At 71.2% G+C, this 23950-nt stretch carries 23 protein-coding genes and 1 pseudogene; 10 read left to right on the plus strand and 14 right to left on the minus strand.

All coding sequences use genetic code 11. The features are described 5' to 3' along the window. The first annotated feature begins 162 nt into the window (after positions 1-162). The 3 genes from ACZ7LT_RS07495 (at position 163) to ACZ7LT_RS07505 (ending at position 5427) form a co-directional block, all read left to right on the plus strand. On the plus strand, positions 163-2901 hold the full coding sequence (locus tag ACZ7LT_RS07495) for a SpoIIE family protein phosphatase (RefSeq protein WP_471235040.1): 2739 nt from the start codon (positions 163-165) through the stop codon (positions 2899-2901). Between the two features lie 179 nt (positions 2902-3080). Then, positions 3081-4220, plus strand: a complete 1140-nt coding sequence (locus ACZ7LT_RS07500; protein WP_471235041.1) for an ABC transporter substrate-binding protein — start codon at positions 3081-3083, stop codon at positions 4218-4220. Between the two features lie 115 nt (positions 4221-4335). After that, a complete protein-coding gene (locus ACZ7LT_RS07505) occupies positions 4336-5427 on the plus strand; it encodes a PP2C family protein-serine/threonine phosphatase (protein WP_471235042.1) in 1092 nt (363 codons plus the stop codon). A 38-nt stretch (positions 5428-5465) separates the two neighbouring features. On the opposite strand, the gene ACZ7LT_RS07510 is transcribed toward ACZ7LT_RS07505, so the two are convergent. The 11 genes from ACZ7LT_RS07510 to gvpO form a co-directional block, all read right to left on the minus strand. Continuing rightward, entirely contained in the window at positions 5466-6938 is a 1473-nt protein-coding gene (locus tag ACZ7LT_RS07510; RefSeq protein ID WP_471235043.1) for a hypothetical protein, read from the minus strand. A gap of 405 nt (positions 6939-7343) precedes the next feature. Next, complete coding sequence (locus ACZ7LT_RS07515) at positions 7344-7601, minus strand: hypothetical protein (protein ID WP_471235044.1); 258 nt, start codon at positions 7599-7601, stop codon at positions 7344-7346. Positions 7602-7786: 185 nt separating this feature from the next. After that, the gene (locus ACZ7LT_RS07520) at positions 7787-8062 is read right to left on the minus strand and encodes a gas vesicle protein K (protein WP_471235045.1); all 276 of its coding nucleotides are present in this window, start codon (positions 8060-8062) and stop codon (positions 7787-7789) included. Continuing rightward, positions 8059-8244, minus strand: coding sequence for a gas vesicle protein (locus tag ACZ7LT_RS07525; RefSeq protein WP_471235046.1), 186 nt, complete (start codon positions 8242-8244; stop codon positions 8059-8061). The genes ACZ7LT_RS07520 and ACZ7LT_RS07525 overlap by 4 nt, the downstream gene beginning before the upstream one ends. Continuing rightward, entirely contained in the window at positions 8241-9044 is an 804-nt protein-coding gene (locus ACZ7LT_RS07530) for a GvpL/GvpF family gas vesicle protein (RefSeq protein WP_471235047.1), read from the minus strand. The genes ACZ7LT_RS07525 and ACZ7LT_RS07530 overlap by 4 nt, the downstream gene beginning before the upstream one ends. Further along, positions 9041-9352 (minus strand): gas vesicle protein, encoded by a 312-nt coding sequence (locus ACZ7LT_RS07535; protein ID WP_471235048.1) that lies wholly within the window; start codon positions 9350-9352, stop codon positions 9041-9043. Before ACZ7LT_RS07535 ends, ACZ7LT_RS07530 begins: the two co-directional genes overlap by 4 nt. After that, positions 9349-9996 carry an SRPBCC family protein gene (locus tag ACZ7LT_RS07540; protein ID WP_471235049.1) on the minus strand — a complete coding sequence of 216 codons (648 nt, stop codon included), beginning with the start codon at positions 9994-9996 and terminating at the stop codon, positions 9349-9351. Before ACZ7LT_RS07540 ends, ACZ7LT_RS07535 begins: the two co-directional genes overlap by 4 nt. Beyond that, positions 9996-10232, minus strand: coding sequence for a gas vesicle protein GvpG (locus ACZ7LT_RS07545; RefSeq protein ID WP_471235050.1), 237 nt, complete (start codon positions 10230-10232; stop codon positions 9996-9998). The genes ACZ7LT_RS07540 and ACZ7LT_RS07545 overlap by 1 nt, the downstream gene beginning before the upstream one ends. Positions 10233-10236: 4 nt before the next feature. Beyond that, positions 10237-10956 carry a GvpL/GvpF family gas vesicle protein gene (locus tag ACZ7LT_RS07550; RefSeq protein WP_471235051.1) on the minus strand — a complete coding sequence of 240 codons (720 nt, stop codon included), beginning with the start codon at positions 10954-10956 and terminating at the stop codon, positions 10237-10239. Continuing rightward, the gene (locus ACZ7LT_RS07555; RefSeq protein ID WP_471235052.1) at positions 10953-11384 is read right to left on the minus strand and encodes a gas vesicle structural protein GvpA; all 432 of its coding nucleotides are present in this window, start codon (positions 11382-11384) and stop codon (positions 10953-10955) included. Before ACZ7LT_RS07555 ends, ACZ7LT_RS07550 begins: the two co-directional genes overlap by 4 nt. A gap of 65 nt (positions 11385-11449) precedes the next feature. Further along, on the minus strand, positions 11450-11770 hold the full coding sequence (gene gvpO / locus ACZ7LT_RS07560; RefSeq protein ID WP_471235053.1) for a gas vesicle protein GvpO: 321 nt from the start codon (positions 11768-11770) through the stop codon (positions 11450-11452). Positions 11771-12057: 287 nt separating this feature from the next. Between gvpO and ACZ7LT_RS07565 the strand changes: the two genes are divergently transcribed. Further along, positions 12058-13137 carry an AfsR/SARP family transcriptional regulator gene (locus ACZ7LT_RS07565; RefSeq protein ID WP_471235054.1) on the plus strand — a complete coding sequence of 360 codons (1080 nt, stop codon included), beginning with the start codon at positions 12058-12060 and terminating at the stop codon, positions 13135-13137. A 98-nt stretch (positions 13138-13235) separates the two neighbouring features. On the opposite strand, the gene ACZ7LT_RS07570 is transcribed toward ACZ7LT_RS07565, so the two are convergent. Further along, positions 13236-13901, minus strand: coding sequence for a cutinase family protein (locus ACZ7LT_RS07570; RefSeq protein ID WP_471235055.1), 666 nt, complete (start codon positions 13899-13901; stop codon positions 13236-13238). Positions 13902-14058: 157 nt separating this feature from the next. On the opposite strand from ACZ7LT_RS07570, the gene ACZ7LT_RS07575 reads away from it, so the two are divergent. The 5 genes and pseudogenes from ACZ7LT_RS07575 to ACZ7LT_RS07595 all read left to right on the plus strand — a co-directional run bounded on the left by ACZ7LT_RS07575 (position 14059) and on the right by ACZ7LT_RS07595 (position 21884). Next, the gene (locus tag ACZ7LT_RS07575; RefSeq protein WP_471235056.1) at positions 14059-15720 is read left to right on the plus strand and encodes a PLL family lectin; all 1662 of its coding nucleotides are present in this window, start codon (positions 14059-14061) and stop codon (positions 15718-15720) included. Positions 15721-15788: 68 nt separating this feature from the next. Then, complete coding sequence (locus tag ACZ7LT_RS07580) at positions 15789-17303, plus strand: DUF8189 domain-containing protein (protein WP_471235057.1); 1515 nt, start codon at positions 15789-15791, stop codon at positions 17301-17303. Between the two features lie 17 nt (positions 17304-17320). Beyond that, a pseudogene (locus ACZ7LT_RS07585) lies at positions 17321-19383 on the plus strand (DUF8189 domain-containing protein). A 282-nt stretch (positions 19384-19665) separates the two neighbouring features. Beyond that, positions 19666-20475 (plus strand): serine/threonine protein kinase, encoded by an 810-nt coding sequence (locus ACZ7LT_RS07590; RefSeq protein WP_471235058.1) that lies wholly within the window; start codon positions 19666-19668, stop codon positions 20473-20475. Continuing rightward, entirely contained in the window at positions 20472-21884 is a 1413-nt protein-coding gene (locus ACZ7LT_RS07595; RefSeq protein ID WP_471235059.1) for a serine/threonine-protein kinase, read from the plus strand. The genes ACZ7LT_RS07590 and ACZ7LT_RS07595 overlap by 4 nt, the downstream gene beginning before the upstream one ends. Here ACZ7LT_RS07595 and ACZ7LT_RS07600 read toward each other — a convergent pair. Then, positions 21879-22310 (minus strand): SsgA family sporulation/cell division regulator, encoded by a 432-nt coding sequence (locus tag ACZ7LT_RS07600; RefSeq protein WP_471235060.1) that lies wholly within the window; start codon positions 22308-22310, stop codon positions 21879-21881. The two genes, ACZ7LT_RS07595 and ACZ7LT_RS07600, sit on opposite strands and share 6 nt — an antisense overlap. A 112-nt stretch (positions 22311-22422) precedes the next feature. Then, positions 22423-22917, minus strand: a complete 495-nt coding sequence (locus ACZ7LT_RS07605) for a hypothetical protein (RefSeq protein ID WP_471235061.1) — start codon at positions 22915-22917, stop codon at positions 22423-22425. Positions 22918-22981: 64 nt separating this feature from the next. On the opposite strand from ACZ7LT_RS07605, the gene ACZ7LT_RS07610 reads away from it, so the two are divergent. Continuing rightward, positions 22982-23947: a helix-turn-helix transcriptional regulator gene (locus ACZ7LT_RS07610; RefSeq protein WP_471235062.1), complete on the plus strand. Its 966-nt coding sequence runs from the start codon at positions 22982-22984 to the stop codon at positions 23945-23947. Positions 23948-23950 lie beyond the last annotated feature (3 nt).

Raw genomic sequence — 23950 nt, forward strand, 5'->3', positions numbered from 1 at the left:
CACCTCGTGGTCAGCGGCCCAGAAGCGATAGGAATGGGGTATGCGCAGTATTTCGGGTCAATCTGGGCATGGGGTGCCTGACCGGTGTCCTCGTCCGGGGCAAGGCCACCAAGGGCGACGCGAGCGACGAGAGCACGGTCAGCCTCATCAGGGAGGAGAGACGTGCGGCAGCCACGGCGCCTGCGCTCCCTGCTGAGCGTGCGCAGCCTCTCCGGGCAGGTCTTCCTCCTGCAGCTGGTGCTCGTGGTGCTGCTGGTCGTCGCGGCGCTGGCGGCTCTCGTGGTGCAGGCTCGACGCGACAGCATGGCGGACGCCCGGCACCGGACGCTTGCCGTGGCGCAGACGTTCGCGCACTCCCCGAGTATCGAGGCGGCGCTCGAGAGCCCCGACCCGACCGCGGTGCTGCAGCCGCACGCCGAGGCTGCCCGGAAGGCCGCGGGCGTCGATGCGATCATCGTGTACCGGCTGGACGGCATCACCCTCACCCACAGCGACCCGGATGAGATCGGGAAGCTCGTCATCGGCCCCTACGCGGAGGCGGCGGCCGGCAAGGCGTTCACCAGGACGTTCCACGGGTCCCTGGGGCTGTCCGTGGTCTCGGCGGTCCCTGTCAGGGGTGCCGACGGCTCGGTCGTCGCCGTCGTCTCCGCTCCCATCACGGTCGAGAACGCCCAGCACACGGTGAACCAGCAGCTGCCGGTCGTGCTCGGCAGCGTCGCCGGGGCCCTCGCCGTCGCCGCCATCGGGTCGGGACTGGTGAGCCACCGGTTGAGGCGGCAGACCCATGGCTTGGGCCCGGCCGAGATGGCCAGGATGTACGAACACCACGACGCGGTCCTGCACGCCGTGCGGGAGGGTGTGCTGATCATCGGCGGTGAGGGTCGGCTGATGCTGGCCAACGACGAGGCACGGCGGCTGCTGCGCCTGCCGGCGGACGCGGAGCGGCGCCGCATCACCGATGTGGGGATGGAGGAGGACCTCGCCGAGCTGCTGACCTCCGACCGGCCGGCCACTGACGAGGTATACCTCGCGGCCGACCGTCTCCTGGCGGTCAACAAGCGGCTCACCGCACCCCATGGACCGGTCGCCGGCGTGGTGACGCTACGGGACACCACCGAGCTGCGGGCTCTCTCCGGCAGGGCCGAGGTGGCCCGCGAACGGTTGCGGCTGCTCTACGACGCCGGGGTGCGGATCGGCACCACGCTGGATGTGAAGCGCACCGCCGAGGAACTGGCGGAGGTGGCGGTGCCCCGGTTCGCCGATGTCGCCACCATCGAGCTGCTGGACCCGGTCCTGCACGGCGAGGAGTCCTCCGGTGTGCACACCGAGATGCGCCTGACCGCGGTCGCGGGTCTGGAGGAGGGCCGTCTCCTCCACCCTGTCGGCGAGCTGATCCGGTTCGTCGCCGGCGACCCCGTCTCCGCAGGACCGGCCGACGGCCGAGCGGTGCTGGTGAGGGACCTGAGCACCTTCGACGGCCGGCGGGCCCTGGACCCCGCGGATGCCCGGTGGATCCTCGACCACGGCATCCACTCCCTGCTCGCGGTCCCGTTGCGGGCCCGCGGGGTGGTGCTGGGAATGGCGGGCTTCTGGCGGGCGGACGACTCCCCGCCGTTCGAGGACGAGGACGTGTCCTTCGCCGAGGAGCTGGCCGCCCGGTCAGCGGTGTGCATCGACAACGCCCGCCGCTACACCCGCGAACACACCATGGCCGTCACCCTGCAGCGCAGCCTGCTGCCACGCCGGCTGCCCGAGCAGTCCGCCCTTGAGGTGGCCTATCGCTACCTGCCGGCACAGGCCGGGGTGGGCGGGGACTGGTTCGACGTCATCCCGCTGTCCGGCGCCCGGGTGGCTCTGGTGGTGGGTGATGTCGTCGGCCACGGCCTGCACGCCGCGGCGACCATGGGCCGGCTGCGCACCGCCGTTCACAACTTCTCCGCCCTGGACATGCCTCCGGAGGAGCTGCTGGGCCGACTGGACGAGCTGGTGGCCCAGAACGACGCCGACGGGGCCGACGCAGGGGAGGACGGGCAGGGGATCACCGGCGCCACGTGCCTGTATGCCGTCTACGATCCCACGACCGGGCAGCTGGACATGGCCACCGCGGGCCATCCGGGACCGGCTGTGGTCCATCCCGACGGGACCGTGGACTTCCCTCCGGTGCCCGTCTCCCCGCCGCTGGGGCTGGGCGTCGGCCTGCCCAGCGAGAGCGCCAAGCTGACCGTGCCCGAGGGGTCCCGGCTGGTGCTCTACACCGACGGCCTGATCGAGGACCGCGACCGCGACCTGGACGCCGGCCTGGAGGTCCTGCGCGGTGCTCTGACCGGGCCCGACCGCACCCCTGAGGCCACCTGCGCGGCGGTGATGGAGGCCCTGCTGCCCGACCGGCCCAGGGACGACATCGCGCTGCTGGCGGCCCGCGCCCGCCGGCTCGGCCCCACGCAGGTCGCCGAGTGGCAGGTGCCCGGTGACCCGGCGGAGGTGGCCCCGGTGCGCACCGCCTGCGCCCGCCGACTGACGGAGTGGGGACTGGAGCAGATCGCCTTCAGCACGGAGCTCATCCTCAGCGAGCTGATCACCAACGCCATCCGCTACGGCACCGAGCCCATCACCGTCCGGCTGCTCCGCACGGATCCGGTCAGCGGCTCCGCCGCAGGCACCCTGATCTGCGAGGTCTCCGACGGCAGCAGCACCTCGCCCCGGCTACGCCGCGCGAAGGCCACCGACGAGGGTGGTCGCGGGCTCTTCCTGGTCGCCCAGTTCGCCCAACGCTGGGGCACCCGCTACACGCCCACAGGCAAAATCATCTGGACCGAACAATCCACCCACGACGGCGCCACGCCCGGGGCGGAAGGGCTCGGCGAGATCCTGCTCGACCAATGGGACGACACGGCACTGTGAGGGGATCGTGCACCTCGCACGACCCGCACGGTCTGCCCGGTTCTGCACGGCTCGCCGTGCGCACAGAGGTCGTGGTTCCGGCGTGGGACCGCGATCACAGGCTTGCTCGGGTGGGATCCCGCCATCGAGACGGCCGGGTACTCTGGCCTCGACGACCACTCCCACCCCCTGGAGCCGTCGTGACCACACCCCGGGCCCGAGCAGCGGCCGTCCTCAGCTGCTTCGCCCTCGTGGCACTGGGCCTGAGTGCCTGCGAGAACACCCCCACCGCCGAACCCCAGAAGCCGTCGGTGGCCACCGCCGCCGAGAACGTGGGCGGCATGGAGGCGCTCATCGCCGCGGCGAAACAGGAGGGCAGGCTCAATGCGATCGCGATTCCGCGATCCTGGGCCGGCTACGGCCACCTGATCGACGGCTTCGAGAAGAAGTACGGGATCGAGGTCACCGTCGACAATCCGGAGGGCCACAGCGAGGACGAGATCGAGGCCGTGAAGAAGAGCGGGAACCGGTCGACCGCCCCCGACGTGCTCGACATGGGCGATACGTTCGCGCGGGCAGCAGCGAGGGAGAACCTGCTCGCGCCGTACAAGGTCGCCGCGTACGACTCGGTCCCCATCAGTCAGAAGGACCCGCAGGCCCGCTGGTACAACAACTACGGGGGCTACATCTCCATCGGCTGCGACGCCAACCGCGTCAAGCCCTGTCCCCGCACCTTCGCCGATCTGCTGAAGCCCGGTTACCAGGGCAAGGTCGCGATCGAGGGCGACCCGACCCGGTCGGGTACCGCCTTTGCAAGCGTCTACGCGGCCGCGCTGGCGAACAACGGGTCGTTCGACGACATCCAACCCGGTCTCGACTTCTTCGCCGAGCTCAAGAAGATCGGCAACTTCAACCCCACCGAGCCCAGCTCGGCATCGGTCGAAGACGGCCGGACACCCATCAGCATCAACTGGGACTACGTCAACCTCGGCCACGCCGACGAGCTCCGCGCCAAGGGCGTGAACTGGCAGGTCGCGATCCCCTTCGACGGCGCCTTCGCCCAGTACTACGCGCTGTCGATCAACAAGAACGCCCCGCACCCGGCGGCTGCCCGCCTGTGGCAGGAGTACCTCTTCAGCGCGGAGGGCCAGAACCTCCGGCTCAAGGGTTTTGCCCGCCCGGTGCTCATGGACACCATGAAGAAGGACGGCACACTCGACGAGGCCGCCGCCGCACAGCTGCCGACGGTCGAGGGAACGCCGCGGTTCCCGACAGACGCGCAACTGGACAAGGCGAGGGAGACGGTCGCCCGGGGCTGGGAGAGGGCCGTCTCCGAGTAAGCGGTGGGGACAAGTGGAGCCTCAGGCTCCGGGCGGGCAGGCTGGACCCATGCGGTCGGTATCGCGCTCGCCCGTTTGGCGAGGAGCGGGTGGGCATGGCCCCGTCCTCCTCACCTTGCTGCAGGCTCTGCCCTTCATGATCGCGCTGGCCGTGCTGGCGATCGAGCTCACGCCGGCCCACTTCATCTATACCGGCCCCCTCCTCACGGCGATGCCGGCGTTGGCAGCGGTGACCATGGGCCCCAAGGGCACCCTCTCGGCGGCGGCTCTCGCGCTGACCGTCAGCGTGATCACCGCCACCTACAACCAGGCGTGGACCACCCTCCAGGTCTATACCAACTTCCTGGCCATTGGCCTGGTGTCCGTTGCCGGTTACATCACCAGCGACGCCGTGCAGACGCGCAGGCGGAGCGAGCTTGAGCAGGTCCGTCGGATCGCCCTGGCGGCACAGGACGTCGTGCTGCGGCCCGTGCCGGCGCACCTGGGCCCCGTACGGGCCGCCAGCCTCTGCCTCGCGGCCGGGACGGAGGCGCAGATCGGCGGTGATCTTTACGAGGCGGTGCAGACCCGATACGGGGTTCGGATGATCGTCGGCGACGTCCGCGGCAAGGGACTCAAAGCCATGCGGGCGGTCGGCGTCGCGCTGGGTGCGTTCCGGGAGATCGCACACTACGAGGCCGACCTGACGGAGGTCATGGACCACTGCTCGGCTGCGCTGCGACGCGAGGCCATCATCTCGGGCGACCTGGAGGTGGTGCTGGAGGGATTCACCACCGCCCTCATGGCCCAGGTACCGGACGAACCCGTGGTGCAAGTGGTCAACCGCGGCCATCCCCCTCCGCTGGTCCTGCGCCAGGGCAGAGTGCAGCACCTGCTGCCCGCCTCGCCGCTCCCGCCACTCGGCCTGGAGGACCTTGCCACCGGCACCCCGTCCACACCCGAGAGCTATCCGTTCGCACCTGGCGACCGTCTGCTGCTGTACACCGACGGTGTGATCGAGGCCCGTAATCCCGACAACGACTTCTTCCCCCTTCCGGAAGTCATGGAAAGGATCCGCGCCGACACGACCCCGCCGGAGTTCCTGGCCGAACTGCACCAGGCACTGATACGGCACACCGCGGGCCCCCTGACCGACGATGTCGCGATGATCCTCGTCGACCGACTCGACGGGGAGGCCATGTCCCCCCGCGATCACCACCAGGCTTGACGCCCGGACCGGGCAGGCTCGGTCCGGGCGCGTGCGGTTCAGGTGGACCGCTTGACCCGGCCGCTCGCGAGGGGCCATTCGCGGTGGAGGCTGCCCAGGGGGATGCGCTTTTGGAATATGGGTGTACCGAAGACCGAGAGCTGAAGCTGGAGGTTGCCGCTCAGGTCGAAGCCGCCGTGGAGCGCCCAGGCGCCAGTCAGGTCCAGGGAGCCGTTCGGGGAGCCGTCCGCGGGGGTGGAGGCGGAAGCCCGGACCTCGCCCTCGGCGCGCAGGTACGGGGCGAAGTCGGCGGTGAGGCCGACCATGCCGTACAGGCCGACGGACGCTTCGGCCCCCAGGGCGGCCTTGGCCCGGCCGGCTGCCGTGACCGTGGCCGTCACGGGGGTGCTCTTCACAGCGGAGGTGCTGACCGGGGCCCAGCCCTTGCCGGGTGTGTAGCCGCCGCCGACGCGGAAGTCACCCTTGACGTCCTGCTTCACGTCGAGGGTGACGCGGCCGTCGGCCTCGACCTGGAGGTAGACGGTGAGGTCGAGGTTGACGACGACGGGCACGGGGCCGACCTGGATCACGGGGTCGGCGTGCAGTTTGGCGAACGGTATGCGCTGGGAGGTCTGGGCGGCCGCGCGGCCCTTCAGAGCCCACTGGGCGGACCAGTCGCCGGACATGCCGAGGAACGCCGAGCCGGGCCCGAACTTGCCCGCCTGTCCATGGGCGCTGCCGTCGTAGGAGAACTCCACCTCGGGGGCCAGCTGGACGAAGCCGGAGACGGAGGCGGCGGCCGAGACGGGTGCGTCGGCGGCCGTGGCGAGCGTGGTGCCTACGTCGAGGCGGAGCTGACCCACGGGCACCTTCGCCCCGTTGGGGCCGAAGCGGACGCCACCGGGCTTGGCCCAGGAGAACTTCACACCCTTCACCAAGGGCTCGACGTCGACCGTGGCCGGGTCGACGGGTATCCGGCCGTCGGCCTTGTCGTCGGCGAGCAGCGCGCTGAGCGTCGCGGGCTTGGTGGCAACCTCCGTGGCCTTGCCGGTGGTGCGTACGACCTTCGTCACCTCGACGAGGACCCCCTCGGGGGCGCCGGGCGCCGGGGCGCTGGCGATGACGTCGCCCGTCTTGACCGGACCTTCGGCACGGGGCTCGGCCGATCGCCCGGAGGTCGGGCTCGGGGTCGGGGTCGAGGCCGGGGTCGGCGAGGAATCGCGGGAGGCCGCCGGCGGGGCGGCGATGACCGCGTGTCCGGTCCGCCGGTCGTAGTCGACGACCTTGAAGGTGCTCTGGCGGGTGCCGGCGCCGCCCTTGGTCGCCGGTCGTGCCACGGCAGTGGGCGTTCCCTGCGGTGCCGGTGTGACGTCGAGCCGTTCGCTTTTCTCCGCCGCGGCGGCCGGGGTGGCGGTGGATACCGCTCCGGGGGTGGTGGCGGTGGTGCTGACGGGTGTGGCGGAGCATCCGCTCGCCGCCAAGGCGAGGGAGATCAGCGTGGGGACCAGGAGTCTCCTGGTGTGAGTGCGCACGGGGGTGTCCTCCGGCGATGAGCGATGTGCATGGGGGGTGGCTGCTGTCATCGATGTGCCTACTTGGCAGTAACAGCCGTCTGATGATGGCATGACAGCAGCCGGGCCAGGACATGCCCGTGGCCCATGCCGGAGAATTGGCCGAACTGATAGGGCAGTTGGCGGGTTGTCGACTTGTCCGGGGTGGCAACCTCGCAGCGCAGCGACGTCTGACGGCACGATCGACGCCAACGGCAGCAGCCGGTGCCGGCTACGCGGCCGGCACCGGCAGCTCGCTCGACGCGTACCTCAAGGCGTACGACCCCGCCGTCCGGGGGAATTTGAGAGGTGACGCCCCCTCAGCAAGCCAGGTGCAAAAGAAAAGGGGGCGGCTCCGGGGATTCCGGAGCCGCCCCGCAATGCGTGTCAGACGCGACCGCCGGTGAGCCGGGAGATCGGGCCGCGGGAGCGTAGCCCTGCGCGGCGGCCCATGGCGTATGCGCCGGTCAGCGCGGCCGCGGCGCTGACGGCGGTGCTGCCGGCGAGCGTCTTGCGGGTGCGCACGGCGGTCCACAGCCAGTCGCCGGTGCCCCGGACGGCGTGGACGGCCGCGAGAGTCTTCTCGGCGATGGGCGCGGGAAGCGCGGTCAACGTCCCGGTGGCCGCTGCCTCGGTTTCCTCCACCGCGTGGACGGTCTTCTTTGCCGCGTCCGAGCCGCGACTTGTGCGGCTTCGGGTGCCGGTGCTGTCCGAGGTGGTACGCGAACTGTTCCGACGGGACGCGTTCTCGTGGCTCTTCTCCGATGCACTCATATTCATCGTCTAGCCGGGCCAGGCCCGAACAAACTCCATTTAAGGCGGTTTTCCGATTACAGCAGTTTGCCGAGCGGACCCAGGTCAAGGTTGAGGTCTTCCGGTTCCAGTCCGAAGCGATCGCGCAGCAGCGTCATCCGGTCCTCCAGGAGCATGAGGGTCAGACCGATCCGCTCTTCCTGCTCCTCGGTGAGGTCGCCCACCTCGACCCGGCGCAGGGCCTGGCGTTCCATCAGCTGACGCAGCAGCTCGACCACGGTCAGGACCAGGCACGCCAGGTCGCGTTCGACGGTGTCCGGGTCGAGTTCCACGCGTCGCGGCCACGTCGTCACGGTGTCACCTGCTTCCACGGGGAGGGCACGCCGTCGCCGACGGAGCTGACGAGCGCCTTCAGGTCGATGCGTACGAGGTCGACGTCGGCGATCCTCAGGGTGATGTCGCCGGCGAGGACCACACCGCCGGCCAACAGCCGGTCCAGCAGGTCGACCAGGGCGATCTCCCGCTGGTCGGTCATCGGCCCGGCCCCTCGTCGGACTCGGTCCGCGTGAAGGAGTAGGGCACCCAGGGGCCGGTGATCTCCACGCGCAGGCCGGGGTGCGTCTTCTCGGGCGGAGGAACCGCGTCGAGGAACTCCTGCCGCCTCTCGTCAGGAACGAGGTAGGCGGCGTTGAGGACGTTCCGGCCGGAAGCCTGGGACAGTCGCACCTGCTGGGGCGGGTGCAGCACCGCGTCCGCCGACGCGCGTGCGAGCACCTCGTGGAGGTCTCGCGCGGTGCGGGCCGCCGTGTCGTCGACGTTCCGGCGGGCCCGCTGTTCCCCCAGTCGGCGGCGCAGGTAGTCGCGCCCGGAACCCCCTTGGAGCGGCGCGCTTCCGGTGTTCTCGGACGCGCTCTTCCCGGGTGCCTCGTCGACGTACAGCTTGACTCCCCACTCGTGGGCCCCCGCCAGCCGGTCAAGCGTCTGCGACAGGCGGTGTTCCCCTTCTTCGAGCAGTCGGCGCACGCCCGGCCGGCCACGGCAGACGGTCGCCAGCCGCAGGGGAACGGTGGTGCCACGCCGGCCGGCCGCGGCCACCACGCCGTGATGGGCGCGGGCCACTCTCGCGAGCCAGTCCAGGTCCTCCAGTCGTTCGCGCAAGGGCGCTTCGTCGAAGTCGGCCGCCGCGACCGGTTCGACGATGGCGGTCAGGCCCCGGTGTTCGACGGCTGCCAGCCCCGTACCCAGCGTTTCGTCGGGTGGAGGGCCGTCGGGCGGCCCCGCGGCACGACAGGACCGGACGACGGCGTACACGTACAGCAGTGGTTCGTCCTTCATGACTCCTGCTTCGCCTCCAGCTCGGCGATACGACGGCGCAGCTCCTCGTTCTCCCGGCCCAGCTCGCCGCGCCGGGCCCGGGAGGACAGGGCGGGGTCCTGCTCCCACCAGTCGATGCCCATCTCCTTGGCCCGTTCGACGGAAGCCACGACGAGCCGCAGCTTGACGGTGAGGAGTTCGATGTCGAGGAGGTTGATGCGGATGTCCCCCGCGATCACCACGCCCTTGTCGAGGACGCGTTCGAGGATGTCGGCGAGATTGGCCGACTGTTCGTCGTACGGTCGCGGAAGTCCCGACGGCATCGTCATGACTTGGCCTCCTCCGTTTCCGGCCCCACGGCCTCGCTCCGGGAGGTGCGGCCGCCGTCATCGCGCGCTTCGAGCATCAGCGAGGCGGCGTAGTCGCGCAGTTCCCGCTCGATCCGGCGGCGGATCCTCCACGACCCGCCCGCCCGGCCGCCGAGCCACCGCGGCCGGTACTCCGCGGCGAGCACGACGCAGGTGAGGTCCTCGGCGAGTTCGTGGAAGCTCACGGCGCCCCGGGTCAGGCCCTTGGCGCCGTCGCGGCTCCAGGCGATACGCCGCCGCGGTGTCCGGTGGGTCACGTGCGCCGGCCGCCGGGAGCCGGGACCGCTCGTGTCCCGCCCGTTGCCGGACCAGTGGCTGGTCCACCGCTCGTACGCGACGCTGACCGGCACCGCCACCTGCACCGTCGCCACCAGGGAGAGGGGAGGCGTGCTCCGCCGCCCGTCCGGCTCGCTCAGGTGCCGGATGCGCTCGGTGCCGGCGACGACGGCGGTGTGCAGGGTGCCCCGGGCATGCCCCACCCGTCTGGCACCCGCCAAGGTCAGCGCCGCCAGACCGTGGTTCCCGTCGGCGAGGTCGTGAAGCCGGGCGGAGGACCGGCCCATGATCCGGGCGACGCCGATGACAAGACGTTCGGTGTGAGCCATCAGGTACCCCTCCGTCCTGCCTCCAGGCGGGCCAGGAGTTCGTCCTCCCGGCGGTCGAACTCCGCATCGTCGATCTCGCCGGCCTCGTACGCCGCCACCAAGCCGGCCAGTTCTCCGTGGACGACGCCCGGGTCGTAGTACTCCCGTTCCGCCGCCGCGACGACCTGCCGCAGCACCCAGGCGGTGCCCCGCACCGGCGCGGCCGGCAGCAGAAGGACCTCCTTGAGCAGCCCCATGGAGTCAGCCCGCCTCGACGAAGCTGTACGGGGGCAGCGGCCCCGTCGCCTGCGCCAGGAGGTGCCCGTGCTCCTGGTGGAGGGCGCGCAGGGCGTCCAGGAACTCCTGGCGTCCTGCGCGTTCCACGAGGAACGACAGATTGGCGAGTCGGCCGGTGCCTTCCGGCCCGCGCACCATCGCCGCCGCGTGCGGTGCGAGGGTCCGCTCGACGAGCTCCGCGTCGGTCTTCTCCTGCTCGGCGACGGCCCGTGCGACCAGCTCGCCGAAGGCGAGCTTCTCCTCGTGACTCCCGCCGCCTGCCGCACGGTTGGCGGCGTGCCGGGCCCTCAGGTCGCGATCGGCGGCGAGCACCACGTGCAGCACCGCCTCTTCGTCGTGGTGCACCTTGACGTTGAACTCGTCCTTGCCGTCGAGCGCCTTCAGCCGCTCCACGTAGCGGTCGTGATGCTCCTCGAGGATCGCGGCGACCGCCGCGTCGTCGGGGGAGATCCCGCCGAACCTCAAGGGCAGCACGGGACCGTCCTGGCCGGCCCGGATCACGACGTGCTGGTGCGCCAACAGGTCGCGGCGCTTCGCCTTCAGCTCGGTCGGCGCGTCGCTGCACAGGGCCACGAGGTCGCCGCTGCGCACGACGCGTACGGGCCGCGGGGGGTCGCCGATGCCCTCGATGTGGTCGGGAAGCTTCCGGTCGGCGGGGGCGATGCCGTAGACGTACGTGCTCATTCCTTGTCCTCCCGACGGGTCGAGGTGCGCCGGCGTGAGCCGCTGCTCTCCTTCTCCTCCGTCGCCTCGTCGCGTGCCTGGTGGAAGGCGTCGGAGATGGTCTGCGCGGCCCCGCTCAGGGCGCCCTTGGTCTTGCCGCGGGCGCCGGATTCGGTGACGTCGCCGACCAGTTCCGGCAGGCCGGGGTTCTTGCGCGGACCGGCTTCCAGGTCGAGCCGGTTGCAGGCCTCGGCGAACCGGAGGTAGGTGTCGACGCTGGCCACGACGACGCGTATGTCGATCTTCAGGATCTCGATGCCGACCAAGGAGACGCGTACGAACGCGTCGATCACCAGGCCGCGGTCCAGGACCAGTTCGAGCACGTCGTACAGACCGCTGGAGCCGCCTCCGGAGGCGGCGGGGGCGGGCTGGGTGGGAACGACAGTCATGCTTCTCGGTCTCCCTCTCGTCTCGGTACGGGCACGTACGAAAACCGAGGTGGCGGCCTGTGCGCTCAACGGCGGTCCGCCCGTCCCCTCTCGTAGCGGCGGGCGCGCCGGTAGCCGATGAGGTGCCCGTGGGGGTCGGCGTCGACCTCGTACGAAGCGAGCAGGCTCATCGTCTCGGGAACGCGTTGCAGTTCGAGGACTTCGACGGTCAGACGCCAGTCGCCACTCTCGCTCCGTTCGCAGGAGCTGACGGCCTCCGTGGGCTGGTTCAGCAGCTGAGCGAGCTCCTCCATCGCCGTCCGGATCACCGTGGCCATCGGTGGCGGCCGTTCCTGCTCCGCCTTCGACGCCTTGCTCTCCGTCCCGGTTTCCGATGAATCGTCCATGACTTCTCCTCTCTCGTGTTACCGGGCGTCGTCTCCTCAAACGGCATGGCCCGCCGTGAACTTGTGGGGCCGGCGTCAGCGCGGACCCGAGTGTTCTTGACCGCCTGCCCGCCGGGCGTCACTCCACGCACGCCGGGCGTCTTCGGCCTCGGCGCGGAGGCCATGCGGAGGGAGCCCGGGTCGCGCGTGTCACTCCGGATCGTTCCGGATGCCCTGCCCGACACTTCCCCGCCTACCTTGTCGACGGCGCCCGTCAGACCGACCATTCCGGAGCCCGGGGAGCAGCGATGCCGACGACGGCCACCACCCAACGCCCACCTGCCACTGTGCTCGGGCATGAGGAGCGCAGGGTGCTCGCCGCGGTCGGCTGCGGCCTGCGGGACGACGAGATCGGCGCCGCCCTCGCCATCGGCGAGGACGCCGTGGCCGAGCACGTCGCGCGGATTCTCGTGAAGCTCGGGCTGCGGGACCGAGCCGCCGCCATCGTCCACGCCTTCGACTGCGGGCTGGTCGTCCCCGGACGTGGCCCCCGTACGCGGTCGGTGAGTCCGGTGCCGTGGACCGCCGCCGGCCGGGCGGCCGGACCGAAGGTACGGATCTCCGTACTCGGACCGCTGCAGGCATGGCAGGACGGGCGGCCGCTCAATCTGGGGCCGGTCCGCCAGCAAGCCGTACTGGCGGCGCTGGCGCTGTGCGCGGGGCGGGCCCTCAGCCAGCGGGAACTGCTCGACGACGTGTGGGGGATGGAGCCGCCGGCCGCGAAAGTGGTGCCGGTGTACATCTACCGATTGCGCAAGGCCCTGCGCGCCGGGGACGGTCCGGACGCGGTCATCGAGTATGCCCGGCGCGGATACCAGCTGGTCTCCGGGGCGGTCGACGTGGACGTGGCGCGCATGGAGGAGCTGGTCACCGACATCGGGACGGCCGATCGAGCGGGTGAACCGGCCGAGGCGGTACGGCTGTGTGCCCAGGCGCTTGAGCTGTTTCGCGGGGAGCCCTTGGCCGGTTTACCCGGGCCACTCGCCGAACTGGAGCGGCTGCGGCTCACCGAGTGCAGGATCGCCCTCGTGCAGCGGAAGTTGGAGTGGCAGCTGCGGCTGGGCCAGGACTCGGAGGCGATCGCCGAGCTGTTCGCCCTGTCCGCGGCGTACCCCCTGAACGAGCCGCTGGCGGCGATGCTGATGCGGGCGCTGTACCGTAACGGCCGGCAGGCCGACGCGTTGACCGTGTTCGACCGTGCCCGCCGCCGTCTCGCCGACGAGCTGGGGGTTCCTCCGAGCCGGGTGCTGCGGCGGACGCACCAGATGATTCTGTGCGGCGACGAAGCCGGCCTCGGTCTCGCCCCCGGAACGGCGAAACGTCGATGACGCCCTCTCACCACCTGCCGGCAGCCGGTTCTGCTCGGCCGCCGGCAGGTGGTGAAGGGACTCATTCGGCTACGCACCCGGCCGAAAGGTTTCCGTGATTACCAGGAGGCCGGATACCAGGCGCCGTTGTACCACTGCTCGTTGGCGCTGTCGTTGTGGTGATCCATGTTGAAGTCGTGCGGGTAGTTCTTGACGTGGTTGTCCGGGTAGGTCCAAATTCCGGCGGACTCGTCGCAGACGTAGTCCCAGTGGCAGATCGTCTTGACCGGCACGTTGCCGAAGAACTTGTCGGCGCCGGCGAGCGGGGCGCCGACAATACCGCCGAACGGCACGGATCCGCCGTTGGCACCAGGAGGTGCCTGGCGCTTGGGGTCCGCGATGAGAATGGCGTTGACGTTGTCGAACGTCTGCCAGTTCTCGGTGACCCAGATGTGCACCACCGCGGCGCCCAGCGAGTACCCGCCCATCTTGACGTGCTGGCCCGGGCACGCGGCACGCTGGTTGCGGACCAGCCGGTTCAGCTCGTTGACGCCTGCCCGGGCACTCGCGCCGTTGGGAATCTGGGTGGGGTATCCGACATGCTGCTGGATGTTGCCGGTGAAGCCGTCGTTGTTCCACGAGCTTCCCGTGCCACCGACAACGATCGTGTAGGTGCCCTCACACGAAGCCGCTGCCGCCGCTTGCGCCGTGGACCCCTGTGCCACTGAAAGCCCGGCTGTCAGCAGAAGTCCGGCCAACGCGGCCGTCATCCTCTTCGCTCGCATTCGATCCTCCCCATGTGGTCTGCCTACGCGTCACGACAGTGGCAGTGGCCGATGACATTCCGATGAAACAAGCGAGGAGGCCGACTCCATCGGTATTTCATCGGTGCCTTCTACTGTCGGCCGCCGACGAGCGGAGTTCACGACGGAAAGGCACACAGTGGGAAGAACCGGCTTGTACCGCGTGTTCACCAGATGGGCCGTCGTGGCCGGCATCTGGGCGTTGGTCATCGGGATGACCGCCTCGGTCGCCATCGCCCGACAAGGGCCTGTTCCGCGCCCGGGCGATGACCGGTACGGCGTCTCCCGGTATTTCAGTGGCCCCCAGGGCTTCGCCATTCCGACCGCGCCCTGTGATCCGGCCGGTCCGTCGGCCACCGACGGCATCATGGCCGACCAGGTCAACCCGCAGCTGAACGCGAAGATGGCCGGCTATCTGAACGCCTACAAGATGTCCTGCGCGCGGATGGTCACCCAGGCGGTGAAGGACCGGGGGCTCAACCCGCGAGCCGCGGCGATCGCCATTGCCACGATCATCGTGGAAACCAGCATGAACAACTACTCCCAGGCCGTCGACCACACCAGCATCGGGCTGTTCCAGCAGCAGGACTGGTGGGGTACCCGCGAGCAGCGGCTGAACCCGGCCTACGCCACCAACGCCTTCCTGGATGCGATGGAGCGGCTGTATCCGGGCGGTTCGTGGAACAACGCGCCGATCGGCGAGGTGTGCTGGCGTGTCCAGCAGCCGAGAGAGGACCTGCGCCACCTGTACGGGATCGAGGCGGGCGACGCCGTGCTCATCGCCAACGCGCTGTGGTCCGGTATGAGCGGCGGCCCCAAGCACCCGTACGCCTCGGGCCGGGTGGTGTCCGGGCGGTCAGCGGACGGGCGGCTGGAGGCCTTCGCCGCCGGCGCCGATGGCGTGTATCACTCGTGGCAGACCGAGGTGAACGGCGCTTGGTCGCAGTGGCGGTTCGCGGGTGGTCCGCGCAATGCGCAGCTGGCGGTGGCGTCGAACGCGGACGGCCGGTTGGAGGTGTTCGCACTGTCGGACAGCACCTTCGACCACATGTGGCAGACCGCGCCCAGTGCGGGCTGGTCCGGCTGGGAGAACTTCGGCACCGGGGGGTACCGACTGGCTGCGGGCAACAACGCCGACGGCCGTATCGAGGTGTTCGCCTCCAACGCCAACGGTGTGTTCCACCGCTGGCAGACCGCACCCAGCGGCGGGTGGGCCAACTGGGAAGGCGTCGGCGGCGGTCCGGCCAATGCGCGACTCGCCATGGAGAACGCACCCGACGGGCGACTCGAGGTGTTCGCGCTGTCGGACTCGACGTTCGGGCACCTGTACCAGACCGGTGTCAACGGCGGCTGGTCCGCGTGGGAGAACTTCGGCGGCGGCGGACACGACGTCACCGCCAGCTACAACCAGGACGGCAGGCTGGAGGTGTTCGCCTCCAACGCCAACGGTGTGTTCCACCGCTGGCAGACCAGTCCGACCACGTGGTCGGAGTGGACGGGCACCGGCGGGATCTCCAACGCAGAGCTGACCACCTCGCGGTCGGTCGACGGCCGGGTCGAGGTGTTCGCGATCAACGCCACCACCGCGAGCCATGCCTGGCAGACCGGCCCGAACGCGTCGTACTCGCAGTGGGAGACGTTCGGTGGCGGCGGCACCGAGATCGGTGCGAGCAACAACGCCGACGGTCGGATCGAGGTGTTCGGCACCAGCCACGCCGGCGTCTATCACCGCTGGCAGACCGGGTTCGCCACCTGGTCGGAATGGGGCTGGCTGAACGACTCCGGCCCCGCGGTCACCTAGCCGCTTCGATGGGGCTTCCACCTGTCGGTCCGTCATCACCCGAGACCCCCGAGGGGGAGGAGCGTCTCGTGCTTCCTGGAATTTCCCGACGCGCACTGGCCTGGGTTCTCGCGGCGGCAGCCGCCCTGCTGCTCCCGGCGCTGGTGCCCGTGACTCCGGCCGCGGCCCGGACCGGCGGCCTCGCCGTGGCTTGCCCGGCCGCCGGTTTCGTGTCCCAGCACTTCCACAGCGGCCACAACGGCGTCGACATCGCCAACAATGTGGGGACGCCGATCTACGCCGTGGGAGACGGCGAGGTGACCATCTCCGGGTACGAGCCCGGCTACGGCCAGTGGATCCGGGTCCAGCACCCCGACGGAAGGATCTCCGAGTACGGGCACATGTCCCGGCGGGACGTCTCCGTCGGCGACCGTGTCGTGGCCGGCCAGCAGATCGCCCTGATGGGCTCCGAGGGGCAGTCCACCGGTCCCCACCTCCATCTGCGGATCTGGGGCGACCGGTCCGCCTCGTACGGTATCGACCCCGAGGTCTATCTCGCGGAGCGTGGCGTGGTGCTGCCCTGCACCCCGGGCAGCGGTCCGCGGCCCAAGCCGTTGGTGTATCCGGCGGAGTCGGGCCGGGTCGTGTCGGCGCGGTCGGCGGACGGGCGCCTTGAGGTGTTCGCCGCCGGAGCCGACGGCATCCACCACGCCTGGCAGCAGGAGGTCAACGGCAACTGGTCCGCCTGGGAAGCCCTCGGCGGACCCGGTAACGCCGAACTCGCCATCGCACCCAACGCCGACGGCCGCCTGGAGCTGTTCGCCCTCAACGGCACCACCTTCCAGCACCGCTGGCAACTGAGCCCGTCCGGCGGCTGGTCGAACTGGGAGGCCTTCGGAGGCGGCGGCCGGGACACCGCGGCCGGTGTCAACGCCGACGGCCGCATCGAGGTCTACGCGTCCGGCCCGGTCGGACTCTTCCACCGGTATCAAGTCGCCCCGAACGGCGGCTGGTCGGAGTGGGAGCCCACGGGCGGCGGTCCCGCCGACAGTCGCGTGGAAATGGAGAAGGCACCCGACGGACGCCTGGAGGTCTTCGCCCTCAACGGCACCACCTTCCAGCACCGGTACCAGACCGCCCCCAACGGCGGATGGTCGTCGTGGGGCACCTTCGGGGGCGGCGGCCGGGACCTGACCGTCGACCACAACGCCGACGGTCGCCTGGAGGTCTTCGCCTCGGGCCCGGTCGGCGTGTTCCACAAATACCAGACCAGTCCCACCAGTTGGTCCGAGTGGGAACCCACCGGCGGCCCTGCCGACGCACAGCTCACCAGCGAACGCACCCCCGACGGCCGCGTCGAAGTCTTCGCCATGAACGGCAGCACCGCCATGCATAGGTGGCAGACCGCCGTCAACGCCCCCTACAGCGACTGGGCGTCCTTCGGCACCGGCGGCACCGAAGTCACCGCAGCCACCAACGCCGACGGCCGCATCGAAGTCTTCGGCACCAGCCACGCCGGCACGTACCACAAGTGGCAGACCGGCTTCGCCACCTGGTCCGAGTGGATCTGGCTCAACGACACCGCCGGCCCCGCCGTCGACTGACCCATCTGAGGGGACTCATGCTTCCGATCAGCAGACGGAGCTTGTTGCGCGGTGTCGCCGGGGCGGGCGCGCTCCCGCTCCTGGGCGCCGGCCCGGCCGTCGCCGCGGCCTCCGCGGACGCCGCGTCCCCTCACTGGGTCGGCGCGGGCCCCTTCGCGTACGTCCACGACCCGTCCACCCCCGCCGGCCCGCGCTATCTCAACGATCACACGCTGATCAAGGCTCACGGCCGCTGGCATCTGTTCGGCATCGTCGGGGACAGCGCGCCGCGCGGCGAATCCCCGGACAGCGCGGCGGAGATCACCTTCGCGCACGCCTCCGCGCCGAGCCCGCACGGGCCGTGGGCCACCCACGCCGACGCGCTCACCGTCGACCGGTCCTATTTCGGCGAGGAACACCTGTGGGCGCCGCACGTCGTCGAGGCCGGCGGCAGGTTCTGGATGTTCTACGCCGCGGGCGGGGAGAGTGGTGCCGCGATCAACCTCGCCACGTCGACCGACCTGTTCACCTGGACCCGCGAACCGTCCGGCCCGCTGTTCCGGGGGCTCGCGGCGCGTGACCCCATGGTGCTGCGGGTCGGCGGCGAGTGGGTCATGTACTACACGGAGCTCTCGGGCGCGGGCGGCCACCATGTCGTGGCCTACCGGCGTTCCGCCGATCTGTTGCGCTGGAGCGAGCCGGGCGTCGCGTTCACCGACGCGAGCACGGACGCGACCGTCTCGGTCACCGAGTCGCCGTGCGTCGTCGAACGGGACGGTTGGTTCTACCTGTTCATCGGTCCGCGGGGCGGTTACGAGGGCACCGACGTACTGGCCTCGCGGGATCCGTTCCACTTCGAACTCGGCGGATACGCGGGGCATGTGGCCGGGCACGCCGTCGAGGTGGTCGCCGACGGGGAGGCGTGGCACGCCAGCGCCGCGGGCTGGTTCCGCAACGGGCTGTATGTGGCGCCCCTGTACTGGCGGGACACGCCACCGCCGTGGCAGAGCTCCGACAACCCGGTGGCCGGCCTCGACGTGGACGGCCGGCTCACGGTGTTCGCGCTCGATGCCGCCGACCGCTCGATGCTGCGGCGCGTCCAGCTCGACCCGTACACCGACACCTGGTCGCAGTGGGAGCCCTTCGGCGGGCCGGCCGGCGCGGTTCCCACACTCGGCCGCGACGTCGACGGCAGGCTCGAGGTGTTCTCGCTCGCCCCGGGCGGCGTCAACCTGCACCACCGGGTGCAGCGGGCGGACGGCGGCTGGCACGCCTGGGAGGAGTTCGGCGGCCCGGCCGGCGCCGCCCCTGCCGTCGCCCGCGGCGCCGGCGGCCGGCTGGAGGCCTTCGCCCTCGCGCCGGCGGCCGGCTGGAGGCCTTCGCCCTGAGCCCCGGCGGCGCCTCCGTCGCGCGGCGACGGCAGGGGTCGCCCGGGTCGCTGACCTGGGACCCGTGGGAGCCCGGCTTCGGTGGGGCGGCGGGCGCGCCACCGGTGGTCGCGGCGAACGCCGACGGCAGGCTGGAGGTGTTCGTCCTCTCCCCCGGCGGCTCCGGGATCCGCCACCGTTGGCAGGAAGCCCCCGGTGGTCCCTGGGCCGCGGCATGGCACCCGTTCGGCACCGCGGCCGGCGCCGCGCCTCGGGTGGCCAGGGACGGCAGCGGCCGGCTCACCGTCGCCGCGATCGGGCCGTCGGGCGTGGGAACCTTCGCCCGGCGGCAGGCCGTGCCGAGCGGCGGCTGGGACGCCTGGCTGCCGCTGTTCGGCTGGAGCGCCGCCGCCCCGGCGTTCGCCGCCAACGCCGACGGCCGGCTGGAGGCGTTCTCCCTGACGCCCGGCGGCGCCCGGCTCAGCCACCGCTGGCAGCTCGCTCCGGGCGGGGACTGGGCTCCCGGTGGGGAGTTCGGCGAGCCGGGCATCAGGCTCGTCGCGACACCCACGGCCGCGCTCGACTCCGCCGGGCGGATGCACGTCTTCGCCGTCACCGTCGCGGGCAGGATGCGGACCCGCGTCCAGGAGCGGCCGAGCGGCGGGTGGCGACCGTGGACGGCCTTCGGCGATCGCGCGGTCGCGCCCCTCGTGTCGGGCAGTCCCGCTCTTTGAGCGGAGCGTGCGGATCTCGCCAAGTGAACGGGGAAATCGGTGTTTCGTACGGGCCGCGGACCTGCCCGGACCCCGGCTTCTCCCCTCCCCGCGCGGTGACCTTCCCCACCTTGCGCGACCTGGAACGAGGCGCCGCGCCCGGCAGCGGGCCGTCTCCCCCCGCGCGGCCTGCCCCTGGGGGCGGTTCGGGCCGAAGTGGCCGAAGTACGCCGGTGAAGTCCCCTGAGGGATGAGTATCGTTCCGCTCGTCCGGCAAGTGCGACGCGTGGAACGGGGGGCGCGGTGAGTGGCGTAGTCGTCCATCTGCCGCAGGGCAGCGGTGGCGCCGACGGCGGCGAACCGCGCGGTGACGCGGTGACGTTACGGCTCGGCCCCGGCGAGGTCGCCCGCTTCGGACGGGGCTCCACGACGGTCCCCGTGGAGCTGCGTCTCGCCGACCCGGCGATCTCCCGGCTCGCCGGGGAGATTCGCGTGACCGACGACCACTGGCAGCTCACGAACCACAGCACCACCCACAGCTATCTCGTGGAGAACCCGGAGGGGGCAGGGGAGTACCTGAGGGTTCCGCCGCGACGGGTCGGGGCTCCCATCCCGTTCGAGTTCTCCCGTGTCGTGCTGCCCACCCGCGGTGACGTCACCATCTCCTTCCAGGTGTTCGCCCCGGACCACATCTATCTGGACCCGGAGGCCATGGGCGCCCCCTGGGGAACCAGCACGGTCACCGCGTACTCCCTGGACGAGACGGCCACGTACTTCCTTGTCCTTGTCGCGCTCTGCGAACCGCGCCTGCGTGACCAGTCCCGGGTGGCGGTGCCCACCACTCCCCAGATCGTCGAGCGGCTCAGGGGGCACGTCACCTGCGGCACGCTGACCGCTCGGGCCGTCAGCTCGCACATCGACTACCTCGCCGAGGAGAAACTGCGCATCGGCGTCCCGGACGCGCACGAACCCGGCAAGGGCGACCGCCGCAACGGCAAGCGGGAGGAGATCGTCGGGCTCGCGCTGCGGTTCGGGCTCGTACGGGAAGAGCACCTCGCGCTGCTGCCGTCCCTGACAGGGGCCGGCGGGCGGGAGCGGCCGGCCGCACGATGAGACCGCCGCGCGGCCTGGATGACACCACGGAATTCGACCGACCAGACCTGCTCCCACCCGGCAGTCAGGTGGGCGACTGGGTGGTCACCCAGCTGATCGGGTCCGGAGGCTGGTCCACCGTCTACGCGGCGCGGCCGGCCGGCCCACACCCGGACCGAACCGGCGGGGCTCCCACGGGCCCCACCGACGTCGCGCTCAAGATCATGCCGACCGCCGGGCTCGCGCCGCGGCAGGCGCGCAGGATCGTGGAGTCCGCCCGCCGCGAGGTCGAGCTCGGGCGCCGGGCCGGGCATCCCCGGCTGATCGGCCTCCGGGAGTCGTTCGTTCTCGCCGCACCCGACCGCCCCTCCCTGGAGGGCGCGATCGTGCTGGTCATGGAACGGGCCTCCGGCAGTCTGCGGGAACTCATCGACGCGGGCGTGCCGGAGGCCGATCGCGCCCGGCTGATCGCGGGAATCTGCGAGGGGCTGTCCCATCTCCACCGGTCGGGCTGGGTTCACGCGGATCTCAAGCCGGAGAACGTCCTGCTGGGCAAGGACCGCTCCGTGAAGCTCTCGGACTTCGGCCTCGCCACCGAGCTGACGGGGACACACGGGTACGCGCCTCCCATGGGCACCCTGGACTACCTGCCGCCCGAGCGCTGGCGGGCGCCCCTCGGCGAACTCGGCGTGCGGGTCCGGCCGACCGCCGACATCTGGGCCCTGGGCATCGTCATCCACGAGGTGTTCGCGTCGGGCGCCTCGCCGTTCTCCGGCGCCACACCCGTCGCGCGGGGCGCCGCGGTCCAGGAGTACGGCGAGGGGCGTGCCCCGCTGCGCATGGACCACGCCGTGCCGCCGTTCTGGCGCGCGCTGATCGCCGACTGCCTCGCCCCGACCCACGCGGCGCGCGCCCCCCACACCGCCGAGAGCCTGCTCGCCCGGATCGCGGCCCAGCAGGAGACGGCCGGGACGGGGGCGGGGCGGCTGCGGGGCCGGGCCCGCGCCGCCGTCCTCGCCACCGCGGTGTGCGGGATGGCCGGCGCGGGCCTGTGCTCGGACGCGGCACGGGTGAGCTCGTCCGCACCGCCCGGCCGTGCGGGCGCGACCGTCGGCACGGTCCGGGTGTTCAACGCGGAACGGGCCTGCCAGGACCGGGTCGACCGGGACCCGCGGTGCAGTCTGGGCCTGGCGATCGATCCCGTGCGGCCCTACACCGCGGAGAACGTCGTACCGACCAGGGTGTGGCACGGCGACGTCCTCACCGCGGACTGCGAGTTGCCCGACGGGCAGCCCATCATCGACGAGGAGGACCTGCGGTCCACCCACTGGTTCCGCGTCCATCTCCCACCCGGCTCCATGCCCCCGGCGGCCTGGCTTCCCGCGGTACGCACCAGGGAGCGGCCGGCGCTGCCTCAGTGCCAGCTATGAATCCGCGTTCTTCTTGACGTCGCCCGGGAGGAGCTCCGTCAGCATCCGGTCGAGTGCGGTGGCGATCTCCCCGGCGCAGTGCTCCTCCGTGGGCCGCGTCCTGACGACGAAGTCACGCACGTCGGCCGATGCCATCCTGACGAGGCACCGGGCCCGCCCCGAGATGAGTTCGACGTCCGTCGCGTCCTCGCCGTGGGGCCGGACCCGCACATCGCCCTCTCCCGAGGGCCGGCTGAGCCCGGTGGCGAGCAGGTCCCGGCTGAACACCCAGGTGGTCACGGGTGGTTCGTACGCGGTCACGAGGAAGTCCAGCCGGATCGCCAACGGGTCGCGCGGCACGTGTCGTAGACGCAACGGCAGTTCATGCCATTCACCCACCACCGACTGCAGTGTCGCGTTGATCGTTTTCTCCAGAGGACGGCTCATGTCGGTTCCTTTCGCCACCACTCGAAACCACGGGCTTCCGGATGGCGGCGAGCCTTCCCCGGCACGCGCACTTGACTCCGTGCGCACACCGGGAAGATCTGAGCCGGCCCGGTCAGCTGGTCGCCCGTACCGCTTCCCCTGTGCGCCGGGTGAAGTCCATGTGCCAGTTGGTGATCCAGGTCTGCCCGTCGTCGACGGAGAACGCCTGCTCCCAGTGAGCGCGGTCGGCGGTGATGCCGGACCAGATGAAGCGCGCCCGGACCTTGCGGCCGTCGTGCTCGTCGTCGCCGTGGAAGACGCCGGTGCCGTCGGCGCCGAAGCTGCCGGTGACGGGTGGGAAGAACGTTCCGGTGCGCTTGCTGGCCCAGTACAGCGACCACTGTCCGGTCGCCGGGTTGAACAGCCGCAGGGTCAGCCCGGCGAAGCCCTTCGTCGGGAACTCGATCTCGTCGAAGCTGGCGGCTCCGTCGAAGTGGCAGGAGGCGCGGGTGATGCCGGGGAACTCCTCCCAGCGGTCGTCGCCCTCGGTGGGGTCGAGGAAGTCCTTGCGCCAGCGGTTGACGACGTCGTATGTGCCGGTGAAGAACGCGAAGTTGTTGTTCGTCATGCCCCGGAGGCTAGGTCCGGTCCCCTGACATCCTGTGTCAGGGGACCGGCGTAGATTTGCGGCCATGCGCGCCGGTCGACTCCTCTCGCTTCTGCTCCTGCTGCAAAACCGTGGCCGGATGACCGCCGACGAGCTGGCGGCGGAGCTGGAGGTGTCCGTGCGCACGGTCTACCGCGATGTGCAGGCGCTGATCGCGGCGGGTGTGCCGGTCTACGGCGAGGCAGGTCACGCGGGCGGGTACGCCCTGCTGGACGGCTTCCGCACCCGGCTCACCGGGCTGACCGCGGCCGAGGCGCAGACGCTGTTCCTGGCCGGTCTGCCGGGGCCGGCGGCCGAGTTGGGGCTGGGCTCGGTGCTGACGGCGGCCGAGCTGAAGCTGGAGGCGGCCCTGCCGGCCCAGCTGCACGACCAGGTCCGGCGGATCCGGGAGTGCTTCCATCTCGACGCCCCGGGCTGGTACCGGCAGGCGGACGAGGTGCCGCATCTACCGGCGGTGGCGGCCGCGGTGTGGGAGCGGCGCGCCATCCGGGTGCGCTACCGCCGGTGGTACGCCCCGCAGGAGGTGGAGCGGCGTCTGGAGCCGTACGGGATCGTGCTCAAGGCCGGGCGCTGGTACACCGTCGCCGGTGCCGACGGGGATCTGCGGACCTACCGGATCGGGCAGATCCTCGCCCTGGAGCCACTGGACGAGACGTTCGATCCACCGGCCCGTTTCGACCTGGCCGGCCACTGGGAGGCGCATACGGCGCGGCTGCAGGAGCGGTTGTGGCAGGGCGAGGCGGAGATACGTATCTCGCCGGCCGGTATCGCGCGGCTCCAGGAGTTCGCGACGCAGGCCGTGATCGACGGGGCGAACGGAGGAGAGCCGGAGGCCGGCGGCTGGCGCCGGTCCGTCATCCCCATCGAGAGCCTCGCCCACGCAGAGTCGCAGCTGTTGCGGCTCGGCCCCGAGGTGGAGGTGCTCGCACCCTCAGACCTGCGGGAGCGTGTCGCCGTGTCCACACGGACCATGGCGGCGCTCTACGACTGAGTT

The sequence above is a fragment of the Streptomyces sp. NPDC039465 genome, assembly GCF_055639315.1.

Bases quoted from the DNA above. Each gene is read 5' to 3' on its own strand.
- ACZ7LT_RS07605 (WP_471235061.1), bottom strand. From the start codon at position 22,917: ATGACGAACAACAACTTCGCGTTCTTCACCGGCACATACGACGTCGTC.
- ACZ7LT_RS07540 (WP_471235049.1), bottom strand. From the start codon at position 9,996: ATGGCTCACACCGAACGTCTTGTCATCGGCGTCGCCCGGATCATGGGC.
- gvpO (WP_471235053.1), bottom strand. From the start codon at position 11,770: ATGGACGATTCATCGGAAACCGGGACGGAGAGCAAGGCGTCGAAGGCG.
- ACZ7LT_RS07595 (WP_471235059.1), top strand. From the start codon at position 20,472: ATGAGACCGCCGCGCGGCCTGGATGACACCACGGAATTCGACCGACCA.
- ACZ7LT_RS07525 (WP_471235046.1), bottom strand. From the start codon at position 8,244: ATGACCGACCAGCGGGAGATCGCCCTGGTCGACCTGCTGGACCGGCTG.
- ACZ7LT_RS07570 (WP_471235055.1), bottom strand. From the start codon at position 13,901: ATGCGAGCGAAGAGGATGACGGCCGCGTTGGCCGGACTTCTGCTGACA.
- ACZ7LT_RS07545 (WP_471235050.1), bottom strand. From the start codon at position 10,232: ATGGGGCTGCTCAAGGAGGTCCTTCTGCTGCCGGCCGCGCCGGTGCGG.
- ACZ7LT_RS07530 (WP_471235047.1), bottom strand. From the start codon at position 9,044: ATGAAGGACGAACCACTGCTGTACGTGTACGCCGTCGTCCGGTCCTGT.
- ACZ7LT_RS07535 (WP_471235048.1), bottom strand. From the start codon at position 9,352: ATGACGATGCCGTCGGGACTTCCGCGACCGTACGACGAACAGTCGGCC.
- ACZ7LT_RS07550 (WP_471235051.1), bottom strand. From the start codon at position 10,956: ATGAGCACGTACGTCTACGGCATCGCCCCCGCCGACCGGAAGCTTCCC.
- ACZ7LT_RS07610 (WP_471235062.1), top strand. From the start codon at position 22,982: ATGCGCGCCGGTCGACTCCTCTCGCTTCTGCTCCTGCTGCAAAACCGT.
- ACZ7LT_RS07555 (WP_471235052.1), bottom strand. From the start codon at position 11,384: ATGACTGTCGTTCCCACCCAGCCCGCCCCCGCCGCCTCCGGAGGCGGC.
- ACZ7LT_RS07600 (WP_471235060.1), bottom strand. From the start codon at position 22,310: ATGAGCCGTCCTCTGGAGAAAACGATCAACGCGACACTGCAGTCGGTG.
- ACZ7LT_RS07565 (WP_471235054.1), top strand. From the start codon at position 12,058: ATGCCGACGACGGCCACCACCCAACGCCCACCTGCCACTGTGCTCGGG.